This is a genomic window from Lactococcus nasutitermitis, from assembly GCF_018403765.1.
In the GTDB taxonomy this organism is placed as follows: Bacteria; Bacillota; Bacilli; order Lactobacillales; family Streptococcaceae; genus Lactococcus; species Lactococcus nasutitermitis.
In genome coordinates, this window is record NZ_BOVQ01000007.1 from 41,164 (window position 1) to 55,629 (window position 14,466).

14 protein-coding genes, 3 tRNA genes and 1 pseudogene are annotated in these 14,466 nt (G+C 40.2%); all 18 read left to right on the forward strand.

The genetic code is table 11. From position 1 onward, the window contains the following. Window positions 1–22 precede the first annotated feature (22 nt). The 18 genes and pseudogenes from nrdG (at window position 23) to dltD (ending at window position 14,388) form a co-directional block, all read left to right on the forward strand. The gene (nrdG, locus tag KJS36_RS08435) at window positions 23–688 is read left to right on the forward strand and encodes an anaerobic ribonucleoside-triphosphate reductase activating protein (RefSeq protein WP_213536483.1); all 666 of its coding nucleotides are present in this window, start codon (window positions 23–25) and stop codon (window positions 686–688) included. 191 nt (window positions 689–879) lie between these two features. Then, window positions 880–967 (forward strand) — tRNA-Ser (locus KJS36_RS08440). Between the two features lie 83 nt (window positions 968–1,050). Continuing rightward, window positions 1,051–1,548: a DUF2325 domain-containing protein gene (locus KJS36_RS08445; protein ID WP_213536484.1), complete on the forward strand. Its 498-nt coding sequence runs from the start codon at window positions 1,051–1,053 to the stop codon at window positions 1,546–1,548. A 222-nt stretch (window positions 1,549–1,770) separates the two neighbouring features. After that, the gene (locus KJS36_RS08450) at window positions 1,771–2,607 is read left to right on the forward strand and encodes an energy-coupling factor ABC transporter ATP-binding protein (protein WP_213536485.1); all 837 of its coding nucleotides are present in this window, start codon (window positions 1,771–1,773) and stop codon (window positions 2,605–2,607) included. Window positions 2,608–2,650: 43 nt separating this feature from the next. Then, a pseudogene (locus KJS36_RS08455) lies at window positions 2,651–3,487 on the forward strand (energy-coupling factor ABC transporter ATP-binding protein); the annotation flags it as partial. 79 nt (window positions 3,488–3,566) lie between these two features. Beyond that, window positions 3,567–4,370, forward strand: coding sequence for an energy-coupling factor transporter transmembrane component T family protein (locus KJS36_RS08460; protein WP_213536487.1), 804 nt, complete (start codon window positions 3,567–3,569; stop codon window positions 4,368–4,370). 9 nt (window positions 4,371–4,379) lie between these two features. After that, complete coding sequence (locus tag KJS36_RS08465; protein WP_213536488.1) at window positions 4,380–4,991, forward strand: thiol-disulfide isomerase; 612 nt, start codon at window positions 4,380–4,382, stop codon at window positions 4,989–4,991. Window positions 4,992–5,117: 126 nt separating this feature from the next. After that, window positions 5,118–5,840, forward strand: a complete 723-nt coding sequence (gene dapD / locus KJS36_RS08470) for a 2,3,4,5-tetrahydropyridine-2,6-dicarboxylate N-acetyltransferase (protein WP_213536489.1) — start codon at window positions 5,118–5,120, stop codon at window positions 5,838–5,840. Between the two features lie 16 nt (window positions 5,841–5,856). Next, entirely contained in the window at window positions 5,857–6,987 is a 1,131-nt protein-coding gene (locus KJS36_RS08475; protein ID WP_213536490.1) for an N-acetyldiaminopimelate deacetylase, read from the forward strand. Between the two features lie 82 nt (window positions 6,988–7,069). Continuing rightward, window positions 7,070–7,143: transfer RNA gene (locus tag KJS36_RS08480), tRNA-Arg, on the forward strand. A 241-nt stretch (window positions 7,144–7,384) separates the two neighbouring features. Further along, window positions 7,385–7,458: transfer RNA gene (locus tag KJS36_RS08485), tRNA-Pro, on the forward strand. 613 nt (window positions 7,459–8,071) lie between these two features. Next, the gene (gene rpsD, locus KJS36_RS08490; protein ID WP_213536491.1) at window positions 8,072–8,683 is read left to right on the forward strand and encodes a 30S ribosomal protein S4; all 612 of its coding nucleotides are present in this window, start codon (window positions 8,072–8,074) and stop codon (window positions 8,681–8,683) included. Window positions 8,684–9,023: 340 nt separating this feature from the next. Further along, a complete protein-coding gene (locus KJS36_RS08495) occupies window positions 9,024–9,950 on the forward strand; it encodes an alpha/beta hydrolase (protein ID WP_244842860.1) in 927 nt (308 codons plus the stop codon). Window positions 9,951–9,971: 21 nt separating this feature from the next. Further along, complete coding sequence (locus KJS36_RS08500; protein ID WP_213536493.1) at window positions 9,972–10,100, forward strand: teichoic acid D-Ala incorporation-associated protein DltX; 129 nt, start codon at window positions 9,972–9,974, stop codon at window positions 10,098–10,100. A gap of 20 nt (window positions 10,101–10,120) precedes the next feature. Further along, on the forward strand, window positions 10,121–11,614 hold the full coding sequence (gene dltA / locus KJS36_RS08505) for a D-alanine--poly(phosphoribitol) ligase subunit DltA (RefSeq protein ID WP_213536494.1): 1,494 nt from the start codon (window positions 10,121–10,123) through the stop codon (window positions 11,612–11,614). Then, window positions 11,614–12,825: a D-alanyl-lipoteichoic acid biosynthesis protein DltB gene (dltB, locus tag KJS36_RS08510; protein WP_213536495.1), complete on the forward strand. Its 1,212-nt coding sequence runs from the start codon at window positions 11,614–11,616 to the stop codon at window positions 12,823–12,825. The genes dltA and dltB overlap by 1 nt, the downstream gene beginning before the upstream one ends. A 46-nt stretch (window positions 12,826–12,871) precedes the next feature. Continuing rightward, window positions 12,872–13,108, forward strand: coding sequence for a D-alanine--poly(phosphoribitol) ligase subunit DltC (gene dltC / locus KJS36_RS08515; protein WP_213536496.1), 237 nt, complete (start codon window positions 12,872–12,874; stop codon window positions 13,106–13,108). Next, window positions 13,105–14,388: a D-alanyl-lipoteichoic acid biosynthesis protein DltD gene (gene dltD, locus KJS36_RS08520; RefSeq protein WP_213536497.1), complete on the forward strand. Its 1,284-nt coding sequence runs from the start codon at window positions 13,105–13,107 to the stop codon at window positions 14,386–14,388. Before dltC ends, dltD begins: the two co-directional genes overlap by 4 nt. Window positions 14,389–14,466: the final 78 nt, after the last annotated feature.

Sequence of the window (14,466 nt, forward strand, 5' to 3'; positions counted from 1 at the left end):
TTTTATTTCTAAGGAGTAAATTATGAATAATCCAAAACCAAAGGAGTGGCGCGCTGAAGAACTGGAACAGCATTATATTGCGGATTATAAACCCATCAACTTTGTTGATGGAGAAGGTGTGCGCTGTTCGCTTTATGTGTCGGGCTGTCTCTTTCATTGTGAAGGTTGCTACAATGAAGCCACTTGGAATTTTCGTTATGGAACGCCTTATACACAGGAGTTGGAGGAGCGGATTATGGCGGATTTGGCACAGCCTTATGTGCAGGGCTTGACTTTGCTTGGTGGGGAGCCATTTTTGAATACGGGAACCTTGTTGCCATTGATACGGCGCATTCGCGCGGAATTACCAGATAAGGATATTTGGAGTTGGACGGGCTATACTTGGGAAGAGCTTGTCGGGACCCAAGGGAGTGACAAGGCTTTTACTCAGGGATTACAAAGCAATCCTACTTCTGAAACGGCAGATAAGCTGGAAATGTTGCAGAATATTGATGTTCTTGTCGATGGACGTTTTAAGCTGAGCAAAAAAAATCTTTTATTGCAGTTTCGCGGGTCAAGTAATCAGCGCATTATTGATGTGAAGAAGTCACTGAGCGAAGGAAGCGTACATATTTGGGATAAGCTCAACGATGGACAAAACGCTGTGGAGCAAGTAAAACGAGAAACGATGGATGAAAATGCCACCTGAAATTTCAGAGCTTACTTTGTCAATGCTGCCTGCGTACGCTCTGGGAAAAATCAACAGTTCTGGGCGCAGCGCGCACATTTTCCAAAAAAGTAGTCAAAGCGAAAAAAATTTGCTATAATGGAATCTGGATTTGGAGGTGTCCGAGCATGGACGGCGGAGGACACGAAAGATAATCCGGGAAAAGTAGCAATGGAGAGGTGTCCGAGTGGTCGAAGGAGCACGCCTGGAAAGTGTGTAGGCGCCACAAGCGTCTCGGGGGTTCGAATCCCCTCCTCTCCTTATTTATTCTGTCAGTTTTGACAGGATTTTTTGTTAATAAAATTTTTGACAAAACTGTCAAAAAATTTTAGAGAGGTGCTGTCATGAAAACTGTTCTTGTGATTTGTGAAGTCAAGTATTGGCGCGATTTGCGTGAAAGTTTGGCTGCGGTTGGTGTGGAATTTTTGGGATTTGACAAAAAAACGCCAACACGTGGTGAGATTGAGCGTTTGGTGGCAAAAGCCGATTTTGTTGTCATCAGAAATCTCAACGTTGCACATCATTCGGTACGTTTTGCCAAGGAAGCGGCGAAAGCGCGTGATTTACCTTTCTGGGTTGGGAGTAATTTTGGTGCGGATAAGATTATTACCTTGTTAGCAGAAAAATTTCCTGATGAGCAATTTGTAGCGCAGAAATCAGTTGCTAAAGTAAAAAAATCAAGAACTACTAAAGCCAAGAAAGAAACGGCTTCTCTGTCAAAAAAATCTGTAACATCGTCAGTAAAATTACCAAGAAAAAAGAAAAATTTACCACTGAAATCAGCCTTGAAAGCTGTCAAAATTGATGATGAACCTGATTTTGAGAAAATGTTTAAAAAATAATTTTTAACAGAACTGGGTAAACAAACTAGCCAATCCGTATCTCCGCTTCACTACAGTATCTATTCGTTACAAGTGACTAAAGTCACAAGACGAACTGGCAAGTGAGCAAGCTCACAACGGCTTCGCTATGTCAAAAAATTTTTTCAGCATATTTTTCAAAAAAATCGCAATAAAATCAAACAAAACGGCACAAATGTTGTCGTTTTTGTTATAATATAAGACATGAACAAAATTCTCGAAGTTGAAAATTTAACTTTTAAATATGAGCAAGAAAGCAATGATGTCCAGCTCAAAGGCGTGACTTTTGATGTTTTTTCAGGTGAATGGTTGTCGATTATCGGCAAAAATGGCTCGGGAAAATCAACGACTGCGCGCTTGATTGACGGACTTCTTGAAGGATTTACGGGAGCAATCAAGATTGACGGTCAACTTCTTAGTCAGGAAAATGTCTGGGATTTGCGCCGAAAAATTGGAATGGTTTTTCAAAATCCTGACAATCAGTTCGTTGGGGCAACGGTCGAAGATGATGTCGCATTTGGTATGGAAAATCAAGGGATTCCGCGCGAAGAAATGATTCGCCGAGTTGATGAAGCACTCGGTGCGGTCAATATGCTGGATTTCAAGAAAAAAGAGCCGGCACGACTTTCTGGTGGACAAAAACAACGTGTCGCAGTAGCAGGAATTATCGCGCTGCGCCCAGAAATTATTATCCTTGATGAAAGTACGTCGATGCTTGACCCGACTGGACGTGCGGAGATTATGCGTGTCATTCACGACATCAAAGACAAGTATCATCTGACCGTTTTATCCATCACGCACGACCTTGATGAAGCCGCACATTCTGATAGGATTTTGGTCATGAGCGATGGGAAAATTATCCGTCAAGCCACACCAGCAGAGCTTTTTGCCTCGGACGAAGACATGGTTGAGATTGGCTTAGACGTGCCATTTTCTGCAAATCTTATGGCAGATTTACGAGAACTAACTTTTGGAAATATTCCAGAGAAATATCTTGATGATGAGGAACTTGCAGATTTCTTGGCAAGCCAGTTGAACTAAACCTGCTTTTGCGTGCTAAAATGTAAGAAAAAATAAGAGAAAAATGATTAAATTTGAAAAAGTAAATTTTACCTATCAACCAAATACGCCTTTTGCAAGTCGTGCGCTGTTTGACATTGATTTAGAAGTCAAATCTGGGAGTTACACAGCGATTATCGGACATACAGGCTCTGGCAAATCAACACTTTTACAGCACCTTAACGGACTTTTACAGCCGACTGAAGGAACTGTGGCAGTAGATGAAATTGTCATTCAATCAAGCAGCAAAGCTAAGGAAATCAAGCCTGTTCGTAAAAAAGTCGGTGTTGTTTTCCAATTTCCAGAAGCACAGCTTTTTGAAGAAACAGTCTTGAAAGATGTTGCTTTCGGCCCGCAAAATTTCGGTGTATCTGAAGAGGAAGCCCTGAAAACAGCACGTGAAAAGTTGGTACTTGTTGGACTTGCGGAAGAATTTTGGGAAAAATCACCTTTTGAACTTTCTGGCGGTCAAATGCGTCGTGTCGCGATTGCCGGCATTCTTGCTATGGAGCCGGAAGTACTGGTACTTGATGAGCCGACAGCAGGTCTTGACCCGAAAGCACGGATTGAAATGATGGCACTTTTTGAAACTATCCATCAAGCAGGGCAAACAGTAGTACTTGTCACGCACAATATGGATGATGTGGCAAATTATGCTGATTATGTTTATCTTCTCGAAAAAGGACATATCATTAGTTGTGGCGAGCCACATGATGTTTTTCAAGATGTCAATTTTCTAGTGTCACATGAATTGGGAGTTCCAAAATCCACAGAATTTGCTGTAGCACTGGCAAAACGTGGGGTTCATTTTGATAAATTGCCCATCACACGTGACGAACTTGTCAAAAAACTCATCACTTTAAAAAATGGAGATTTGACAAAACTGTCAAAAACTGACAGTGCTCTGTCAGACGAAAATGCAAGCTCAGGAGGTGCGACAAATGAATAATATGCTCATGGGACGTTACATTCCGGGCGATTCGCTCATTCATCGTATGGACCCACGTTCCAAACTTCTCGTGATGTTAGCCTTTGTGGTTGTGATTTTCCTTGCAAATGATTGGCTTGGCTATCTACTTTTACTGATTTACACGCTCGCAGGCGTTCTCCTTTCACGGATTTCGATTAGTTATTTTCTTAAAGGACTTCGTCCAATGCTTGGTCTTATCCTGTTTACAGTCATTTTTCAGATGCTGTTTACACCAGGTGAACACGTCCTTTTTCATTTTTGGATTTTGAAAATATCTACTGAAAGTCTGATTAACGCTGTTTACATTTTCTTCCGATTTGTTTTGATTATTTTCTTGTCAACGATTTTAACGCTGACAACACCACCATTGACGCTGGCTGATGGGATTGAGACAGGTCTTGCACCGCTGAAAAAAATTAAAGTTCCCGTCCACGAATTAGGCTTGATGCTCTCAATTTCATTGCGTTTCATTCCGACGTTAATGGACGACACAACGATGATAATGAATGCGCAAAAAGCGCGTGGAATGGACTTTGGCGAGGGAAATCTCTTACAGAAAATTCGCTCCGTCATTCCGATTTTGATTCCACTTTTTGTCAGTTCATTTCGCCGTGCAGATGACCTTGCGATTGCCATGGAAAGTCGCGGGTATCAAGGTGGCGACGGACGCACAAAATACCGCCAGCTCAAATGGGGAATGCGTGATAGCCTGCTCATTGTGAGTATCATCGTTATGGCAGCCTTGCTCATTTTGTGGAGCAAAGTGCGCCATTAGGAGGAAATTATGATTACTTTAAATATTAATCATCTGGGAAATGCTGAGATTTTTTGGCGCGAACTCGGACTTGAAGACGAAATCGCTCTGAACGAAACAGAAAATCCAACCCATCAAACACTCGCTGTTTCGGTCGAGTATATTGATGAAATTCACGATAAATTGATTGAACTTGATATTCCGACAAGTCCAATTACAGCAACTGCTGACGGAAATTTCATGTTTTCATTTCTTGAACCCGAAGGCAACACCATCATCATCATTGGCGAGTGGGTCGAAGAACCTTATGCAGCAGAAAAACGTGCCGAATTTTTTGACAACATGAAAAATGTAGAAATTTTGCCTTTGACAGAATTGTCAAATTTGACAGAAACAACATTTATATTGTTCGGACGCGTCACTTGTCCCTGGACACGGCGCTTTGCCCGTCAATTACCCACAGTTGTCACAACAAAAATTGCTTACATTGACACCGAGGACACAGACATCAACCCACAACTCCAAAGCATTCGTGAACAATACAATGTACCAACCGTACCAACTTTTATCAAAAGATTTTCAGACGGAAGTTTTGAAAAATTTGATAAAAAAGTTCAAAGACTCACTGATTTTGTAAAATAATTTTTGACAGAACTGTCAAAAATTTTTTTATTCTTTGACAAAAAAGATAATATCTCTATTTCTGAAAAAACAAACTTTTTCTGCTATAATCAGAATATTGAAACAAAAAATAGAAAGAGACAAGTTATGCAAGCACAAAAACTATCCGCCCAAGAAATCATCCAATTTATCGGTAATGCCGAAAAGAAAACCAATGTCAAAGTAACTTATAAGGGACGTTTACACGGAAAAGTTCCAGAAGATATTTTTCATATCATAGCAGCAGCAACTATTGAACCTTATGGCACGCTTGCTGGCGACTGGTCTGCTATTCAGCCTCTCTTGTCAAATCTGACAGAAAACAAAGATTATATCGTCGAATTTGACGGCAGAAATTCCGCTGTTCCCCTCCTTGACACCCGCGCCATCAACGCTCGTATCGAACCCGGCGCAATTATCCGCGACCAAGTCACCATCGGTGATGGTGTCGTCATCATGATGGGCGCAATTATCAACATCGGTGCAGAAATCGGTGACGACACGATGATTGACATGGGCGCTGTTCTCGGCGGACGTGCAACCGTCGGCAAACACAGTCATATCGGCGCAGGTGCTGTTCTCGCAGGCGTCATCGAGCCTGCCTCAGCCGAACCCGTCCGTATCGGTGATAATGTCCTTGTTGGTGCGAATGCCGTCGTTATCGAAGGCGTGCAAGTTGGCAACGGTTCCGTTGTTGCAGCAGGCGCGATCGTCACAGAAGATGTCCCAGAAAATGTCGTCGTCGCAGGCGTTCCAGCACGCATTATCAAAAAAATTGACGAAAAAACAGCCCAAAAAACAGCTCTCGAAGATGCTCTTAGAAATCTGTAATATTTAGGAGAATAATATGCTCGACCTCATCAAAATCCGCCGTGACCTCCATCAAATCCCAGAAATCGGCATGGAAGAAGTAGAAACACAAAAATATCTATTAAAAGTTATCCATGAAATTATCGCTAATAAAGCATTTATCGAGCTAAAAACATGGGAAACAGGTATTCTCGTCCTGCTCCACGGCAGTCAAGCGACAAAAACTATCGGCTGGCGCACCGATATTGACGGCTTGCCAGTCGAAGAGCAGACAGGATTGCCTTTTGCCAGCAAAAATGGCAGAATGCACGCTTGCGGACACGATATTCACATGACGACAGCGCTCGGCTTGCTTGAAGTACTTGGTCAGACACAACCAAAAGAAAATCTCCTTTTTCTCTTTCAACCTGCTGAGGAAAATGTCGCTGGTGGCAAGCAGATGTACGACGGCAACGCTTTTGGTGACTGGCTTCCTGACGAATTTTACGGACTTCACGTGCGACCAGAGTTAAAAGTTGGCGATATTGCGACAAATACACACACTTTGTTTGCAGGAACTTGCGAGGTGGAGCTGACTTTCAAAGGTAAAGGCGGTCACGCTGCTTTTCCACATAACGCCAATGATGCGCTTGTTGCTGCCGCCTATTTTGTCACACAAGTTCAGACGATAGTCAGCCGTAATGTTGATCCATTAGGCTCTGCAGTAGTCACTTTTGGGCAAATGCACGCCGGCACGACGAATAATATTATCGCCGAAACCGCCTTTTTACATGGAACAATCCGCGCGCTAACGTTAGACGTTTTAGAAGCTGTCAAGGAACGCTTAGAAACGATTGCCAAAGGTGTTGCTGGAAGTTTCAACCAAGAAGTCGAAATCAAACTCACGCAAGGTGGCTATCTCCCTGTTGAAAATAATCCCCAACTCGCGCATGAACTGATGACTTTCTTTGAAAATGAAACCGCCGAAGTCAATCTGATTGACATTGAGCCAGCCATGACCGGCGAGGATTTTGGCTATCTTCTCAGTAAAATCCCAGGGGTCATGTTTTGGCTTGGCATTGACAGCCCAGCTCCTCTCCATTCTAATAAAATGACACCAGATGAAAAAGTGCTTGATTTTGCCGTCAGCAATATTGCCAAATTTTTGAAAATAAAAACGGAAGACTGAACATTAAAATTATTTTTTGCTAGAGATGTAATAAATTCTTGCAAAAGTTAGACGTATTTGCTATAATAATCAAGTACGTTAAGCGCCCGTGGCTCAACTGGATAGAGTACCTGACTACGAATCAGGCGGTTGCAGGTTCGAATCCTGCCGGGCGCATTTGTCAAACTTCTTCGTTAGGAACTCAATTGCGTACCTCAGTACGTAGCAATCGTTCCTGTCTTGGATTTTGCCAAATGTTTGAAAAAAGATGAGTGGAAAACGGGAAGTAGCGTAGCTTGGTAGAGCTCAAAGCATTGCTTTGAGGTTGCGGATAGAGAAATGTGAAACATTTCTACTTTGCAAGTACTCAAATAAGCTTGTTAAGTTATTTTCTTTAAAATAAAAAATCTTTTGCCAACGGGAAGTAGCTCAGCTTGGTAGAGTACTTGGTTTGGGACCAAGGTGTCGCAGGTTCGAATCCTGTCTTCCCGATAATATAGCCGACCTAAAGGTCGGTTTTTTGCTGTAAAAAATGGAATTATTTTCAAATTCTTGAAAGTATTGTTAAGATATGGTAAAATTTAGTAGAATAATGTGAGCATAGAAGAGAATTCAAAAAGTAGCGAGCATGACGAAAGGAGCCATCATGGCCTATAAATCACACAAATTTGGTAAACGTAACGGTAAAAAACATTTTGACGCAGTAGGTGTGAAACCAGTAGTTAAACCTGAAGCTAAAAAAGAAGAAAAATAAGATTGGTTAGGAATGAGTAAAAATAATAATTTTTACTTTTCTAACTTTTTGGCTCATCTATTGACGATGGGTTTTTTTATTCCAAAAATCACTGATATACTGATAGATATCAATACTTGATAATACTACTAAGACCAAGAATTAGCTTATAATCCTAATTCTATTATAAAAAATTCTTGTATTTTGCAAGAATTTTTGTTATACTTATAAAGTTGAACTCAGCAGCCAAATAGGGAGCGCGTCCACATTTTACCATTGTAAGTAGCTAAGCTGTCATGCGAAGATAAAATGCACGCACCTCAAGTTGGTCAATTAGAGTTCTTCTTATAAAATTTAAGGAGGACATTAAACATGTCACGTTATACTGGTCCATCATGGAAACAATCACGCCGCTATGGTATCTCACTTACAGGTTCTGGTAAAGAACTTGCTCGTCGTAACTATGTACCTGGTCAACACGGTCCAAACAACCGTAGCAAACTTTCTGAATACGGTTTGCAACTTGCTGAAAAACAAAAAATGCGTTTCACTTACGGTTTGTCTGAACGTCAATTCCGTAACTTGTACATTCGCGCTACTAAAATCAAAGAAGGAACTGTTGGTTTCAACTTCATGACTTTGCTTGAACAACGCTTGGATAATGTTGTTTTCCGTCTTGGACTTGCAACTACTCGTCGTCAAGCACGTCAATTTGTCAATCATGGTCATATCCTTGTTGATGGCAAACGTGTTGATATCCCTTCATACAGCGTTGCTGTTGGTCAAGTTATCTCAGTTCGTGAAAAATCTGTTAAAGTTCCTGCTATCGTTGAAGCTGTTGAAGCTACTAAAGGTCGCGCTAACTTTGTTGAATTTGATTCTGAAAAACTTGAAGGAAAACTTGTTCGTCTTCCAGAACGTGATGAAGTTAATCCTGAAATCAATGAAGCACTTATCGTTGAATACTACAACAAACAAATGTAATCTTTTAGGAGATTATAAACACCTGAACATTTTATCTGATGTTCAGGTGTTTTTTTGTGTTCTGAATGATAGTTTTTTATGTCAAAAAATGCTGTTATACTAGCAATAACAGCTCTTGACTTACAAGTCAAGAGCATTGTAAATGAAAAATACTGAACCTTACAAAAATGTAAGGTTCAGGAAGTTGTTTTTCTGATAAAATAAGATTGAATGAGTAGTAAAGTTAAATTTTCTGAGATTTTATCATCAATTTATCAGGAAATGTGATTTAACTTAAAAGGTGCTTGTGCTATAATTCTTAAAAAGAATCCAAATATGTTTGAAGTTGAGGAAATTATTTTTGAAAAAAAGCAAAGTTATAAGTACTACTTTTCTAAGCACGGTTGTCCTAATAATAGCTGGTTTTTCTCTCTTTTTATATCTGGGACATTATTCACTTGTAAAAAATGTACAGGTTTCAGAAACTCGGATAAAAAAAGAAGATAATGAGCAAACAAAACCATCTATTCCAGCTAAGCAGACGATTTATCCAACGATTTATATCACAGGTTCTGGCGGAAGTATTAAATCATTAAATATTTTGTTTGAGCATATTTTACCTATCAAAACTGCTCCAGCTAAACGTGGACTTACTTTATTAGTCAATATTAGCGAGAATGATAAATTAACAACTACGGGGAAAATTGCTAAGGGAAATAAATATCCACTCATTCAGTTGGGAACGGTTGTTGGGACGAGTAATGGGGCACTTTATTCGCCAGCGATACAAACAGCTGTAAGATATTTGAAGCTCTATTATAATGTTCCTTGGATTAACCTTGTTGGTTATTCTTCGGGGGCAACAGGAGCGATGTATTACATGATAGATACTGGTGGTAATACAGATTTTCCACCAGTCAACAAGTTTGTTTCTTTGGATGGAGAGTTTAATAATTGTGTGTCGCAAGTAAGTGCTGGTCAGACTTTAGCAGATGTATTACTTGAAGGTCCTGAAATTCAAAAACCGATGTATCAATATATTGAGCAGGGATATCAAAAAGTCAGTCCGACGACAAAAATCATGCTTCTTGAGGGAGATTATAAAACAGCCTTGCAAACGGATGGCGCTGTTCCTTGGAGTGATAGTTTTTCGATTTATCATTTATTGAAAGCAAATGGAAATGAAGTGAGTGCAACGCTTTATCCATCTAAAACGTCACATGGCTCTGATACTTCAAATCTGATAGCAACATCTTATATTAGGAATTTTATTTATGGAGATGGATGAAGAAATAGGAAAGGAAAAATAATGAAACACAAGGAACTTTGGCTATTTTTAGGAAAAACACTCTTTTATTTTGTGATTATTGTTATACTTTTGTTTTTGTATTCTTATAGTCGAACAGGTGGAGTGCATTTTATTTATAATGAATTTTAAAGAGAAAAGGTGGGGAAGATATGAAGCTTATTGAACGGATTTTAGAAGTCGCGCGGACTTATCCTGAACGTGTGGTTGTTGCTGAAAAAGAACGAGATTATACTTATCATGAGTTGCTTATTGCCATCAAGCAGATAAGTCAAGAGCTGGCTAAGAAAGCAAAAAATGAACGTCCTGTTTTCGTTTTTGGGAAGAATGATTTTTTGACTTTAGCTACGATGTTGGCGGTAAATCTCACTGGTCGGGCTTATATTCCTGTGGATGCTCACACACCTTTTGAGCGGACAGAGATGATTTTGAATGCGGCAAAACCGTCTGCTGTGATTGTTACGGCGCCAGTTGCGGATAAGTTTGATAGTCTTTTGCAGGAGCGGATTGAATTTTTTGAGTTTGATGCAGCTTTGAAAGAAGATGAAATAACTGAGCTTGATACAACACAGGCTGTTTCAGGTGATGAGACCAACTATATTATCTATACTTCTGGGACGACAGGTGTTCCTAAAGGTGTGGCGGTAAGTCATGATAATCTGCTGAGCTTTACAAATTGGATGAATACAAGTTTTGAACATATCGAGGGAAATCAGATTTTGGAACAGGCTTTGTATAGTTTTGATTTGTCGATTTTTAGTATTTATCCTAGTTTGACGACGGGCGGAAGCTTGGTGACTTTGTCACGTGAGGAGACGATAAATTTTAAGCTGTTATTTGAGCGTTTGAATAGGAGTGTTATCAATACTTGGATTTCTACACCTTCTTTTGTTGATATTTGTCTGCTTGACCCAAGTTTTGTTGCGGAAAAACATCCTGAACTGACACAATTTATCTTTTGTGGCGAAGAATTGACACATAAAACGGCGCAAAAGTTACTGGCGGCTTTTCCTGAAGCGGCTATTTACAATACTTATGGGCCGACAGAAGCAACGGGAGCAATTTCTAGTGTGCGCGTAACGGATGAACTTTTGGCGGCTTATTCTCGTGTGCCGATTGGTAAGGCGAAGTCTGGTGTGGAATTACGGATTGTTGATGATGAGTTGATTATTGTTGGGGATTCGGTGGCAAAGGGTTATTTTGAAAATCCTGTGAAAACGGCTGAGGCTTTCTTTGAGTTGGACGGTAAGCGAGCTTATCATACGGGCGATGCTGGGTTTATTGATGAACAGGGGATTTTTAATTACAATGGTCGGATTGATTTTCAGGTAAAATTCAATGGTTTTCGGATTGAGCTGCAGGATATTGAGTCGCATCTTTTGAGTTTGCCAGAGGTGGAAAAAGCAGTCGTTTTGGCAAAAGAAAATGATTTTCATAAAGTTGTTGCGCTTGTTGCTGTGCTGGTGGTCAATGAGAAAACGCCTGATAGGGCTTATACTAAAAATTTGAAGACAGAACTTGCGCCTTTAATCATGGATTATATGATGCCGACGAAGTTTGTTTATCTGGAAGATTTTCCTTTAAATCAAAATGGAAAGATAGACCGTAAGTTGCTGGCTGCACAGGTTTTTGGGGAGAATAATTAATGGCACCATATTCTGACCCTTTTTACTTTGTATTGCTTGGTATTGCGTTGATACCGCTGGTGATTGCTCATAGTTTTGGTAAAAAATGGATGGGTTATCAAGTTGTGTTGACGATTGCTTTCTTGTGGCTGACTTTTGGTGGGACGGTTTCGATTTATGCTTTGCTTGCTTTTGGTGTGTTTGAAACATTGCTTATCAAGGCTTATGAACACTATCGGAAAAAGTCTAATGCGACTTGGGTATTTGTTATTGCGGTGCTGCTTTCGATTTTTCCGCTGGTGATTGTGAAGGGAACACCTTTACTTAATCCGGCACATCCGGAGTCTATTTTGGGATTTTTGGGGATTTCTTATGTGACTTTTAAGACGGTCGGTGTGATTATTGAGACACGTGATGGTTTAATCAAGGATGTTCCTATTCGTGAGTTTGTTTATTTTCTTTACTTTTATCCAACGATTTCGTCGGGGCCGATTGACCGCTTTCGCCGTTTTAGAAAAGAGCTTGAAGCGCCGTTGAGAGCGGATTATGATGTGCTTTTTGGTAAAGGTTTGTTTTATATTTTTCTGGGTTTTCTGTATAACTTTATCATTGCGCATGAGATTGATAATTTGGCATTGCACAGATTGGCGATAATGGCAACGTTGCATCCGTCATGGCTCACAATGATTGGCAGTATGTATGCTTATGGACTTTATCTGTTCTTTAACTTTGCGGGTTATTCACTTTTTGCGATTGGTGTGAGTTATATCATGGGCTATGAGATGCCGATGAACTTTAATAAACCTTTTTTGGCGAAGAATATCAAGGATTTTTGGAATCGTTGGCACATGACTTTATCTTTTTGGTTTCGAGATTTTGTGGCGATGCGCGTGGCAAAATGGATTATGGTTAAAGGTTGGTCGCGCAATATGGTGCTGATTGCCAATGTGGGTTATCTGACGTCAATGGGTTTGATGGGATTTTGGCACGGGCTGACTTGGTACTATATAGTGTATGGTTTCTATCATGCGGGATTGTTGATTGCTTATGATGCTTGGCTGCGTTTTAAGAAGAAGCGAAAATGGAAAATTCCTGATAATCGTTGGGCACGTGCGCTGAGTATTGTGATTACGTTTAATCTGGTGTTTATTGGTTTTCTGATTTTTTCTGGAATTCCAAATTACGCCATCATGCACGCGTTACATATGAGAATGCAGTTGCCTAATTTTTAATGTTGTGAATGAATAAATTTTTTTATAAAATGAAAGAGGTTTTGAGATGAAAGAACAAGTATTTGATGTGATTGAGCGCGTGGCGCAGACGGATGAATTTCGTGAAAATCTGGATATGGATTTGTTTGAGGAGGGAATTTTGGACTCGATGATGGCGATTATGCTGATTGTTGAGTTGGAGGCGGAGTTTGGTATTAGTTTGCCACCTTCTGAGATGGACCGTCAGGATTGGAACACTGCGGAAAAAATTGCGACACGTGTTGAGGAAAAATTGGGCGAATGAAAAATTTCTTTCAGAAACATAAGATTTTAAAAGAAGTGTTGCCACTTTTTGTGGCTTTGCTGCTTGTTGGGATTTTGTTCTTGTCTCCTTTGGCTGTGATGCGGAAATATTCTCAAAAACAGTTGATGGCTTTTGCGAATAATCCGAAGTCGCGGACGGAGTTTGTGGGTTATTCGATTAAGGAACAGGCATTTAGTAATTATGGATTTTTGCCGATTTTGGGTTCATCGGAATTGGAGCACGTGGATGCTTTTCATCCGAGTGTTTATGCGGATAAATATAATAAAGCTTGGACACCATTTTTGGCAGGGCAACCTGGGACACAATCGTTGACACAATTTTTCTATGTGAATTCGGTGGCGCAACAGCTTCATGGGCGTAAAATTGTGTTTATTATTAGTCCACAATGGTTTAAACCACAGGGAATTCCTGTGCCTGCCTTGGAGAATTTTGTTTCTAAAGGCGAGGTTTATAGTTGGTTATTGTCGGCGAAATCGGGAAATTTTGCGACACAACAGTTGGCGGCGCGATTGCAACGTACACCAGATTTTGATGATGATTTGCTGATTGGCAGTTGCTTGAAGACTTTGAGTCAGAACAAAGCTTTGAATGCGGCACAACGGACGGCGGTATTTGCGGCACAGGAATTTTGGAAAAAGGAAGATTTGTTGTTTTCTGCTTTTTCAACGAAAATGGAAGGTGCAGATGCTAAACTGGCTAAGGTTCATAAATATGCCAAGCAATTACCAGCGCACCCAACGCCAGCAGAACTCAATCAACGCGCTTATGATTTGGGGGAGAAAGCGGCGAATAATAATCCTTGGGGCATCAATAATAAACTTTGGACGAAGTATAAGGGACTTTTGATGTCGGAAAAGGGTTCTTATGCGCGCGTGAGTTATTTGTCTAGTCCTGAATATGGCGATTTCCAGCAGTTGCTGAACCAATTTGCGGCGAATGATAATCAGGTGTTGTTTGTTATTCAGCCTGTGAATGGGAAATGGTATCGAGATTATGCGGGTTTGCCTTACGAGCGTTTGCGTGAGTTTAGTTCAAAGATAAAGGAACAGCTGAATGCGCAGGGATTTAATCATGTGCTTGATTTGACGGATAAGTACTATGAGCCTTATTATAGTGGAGATACGATACATTTTGGAACGCGCGGTTGGTTGGCTGTTGACCGGGGAATTGATAAATTTATGAAGACCTCACACGCGACGAATTATCATCTTGATAATAAGAAATTTTTGTCTGTAAATTGGCAAATGAATACTAAATGAGAGAAATCTGAGACTTTTGGATTTCTTTTTTTGACAGAAAATTTTTGACAGTTTTGTCAAAAAATTTGATAAAATAGA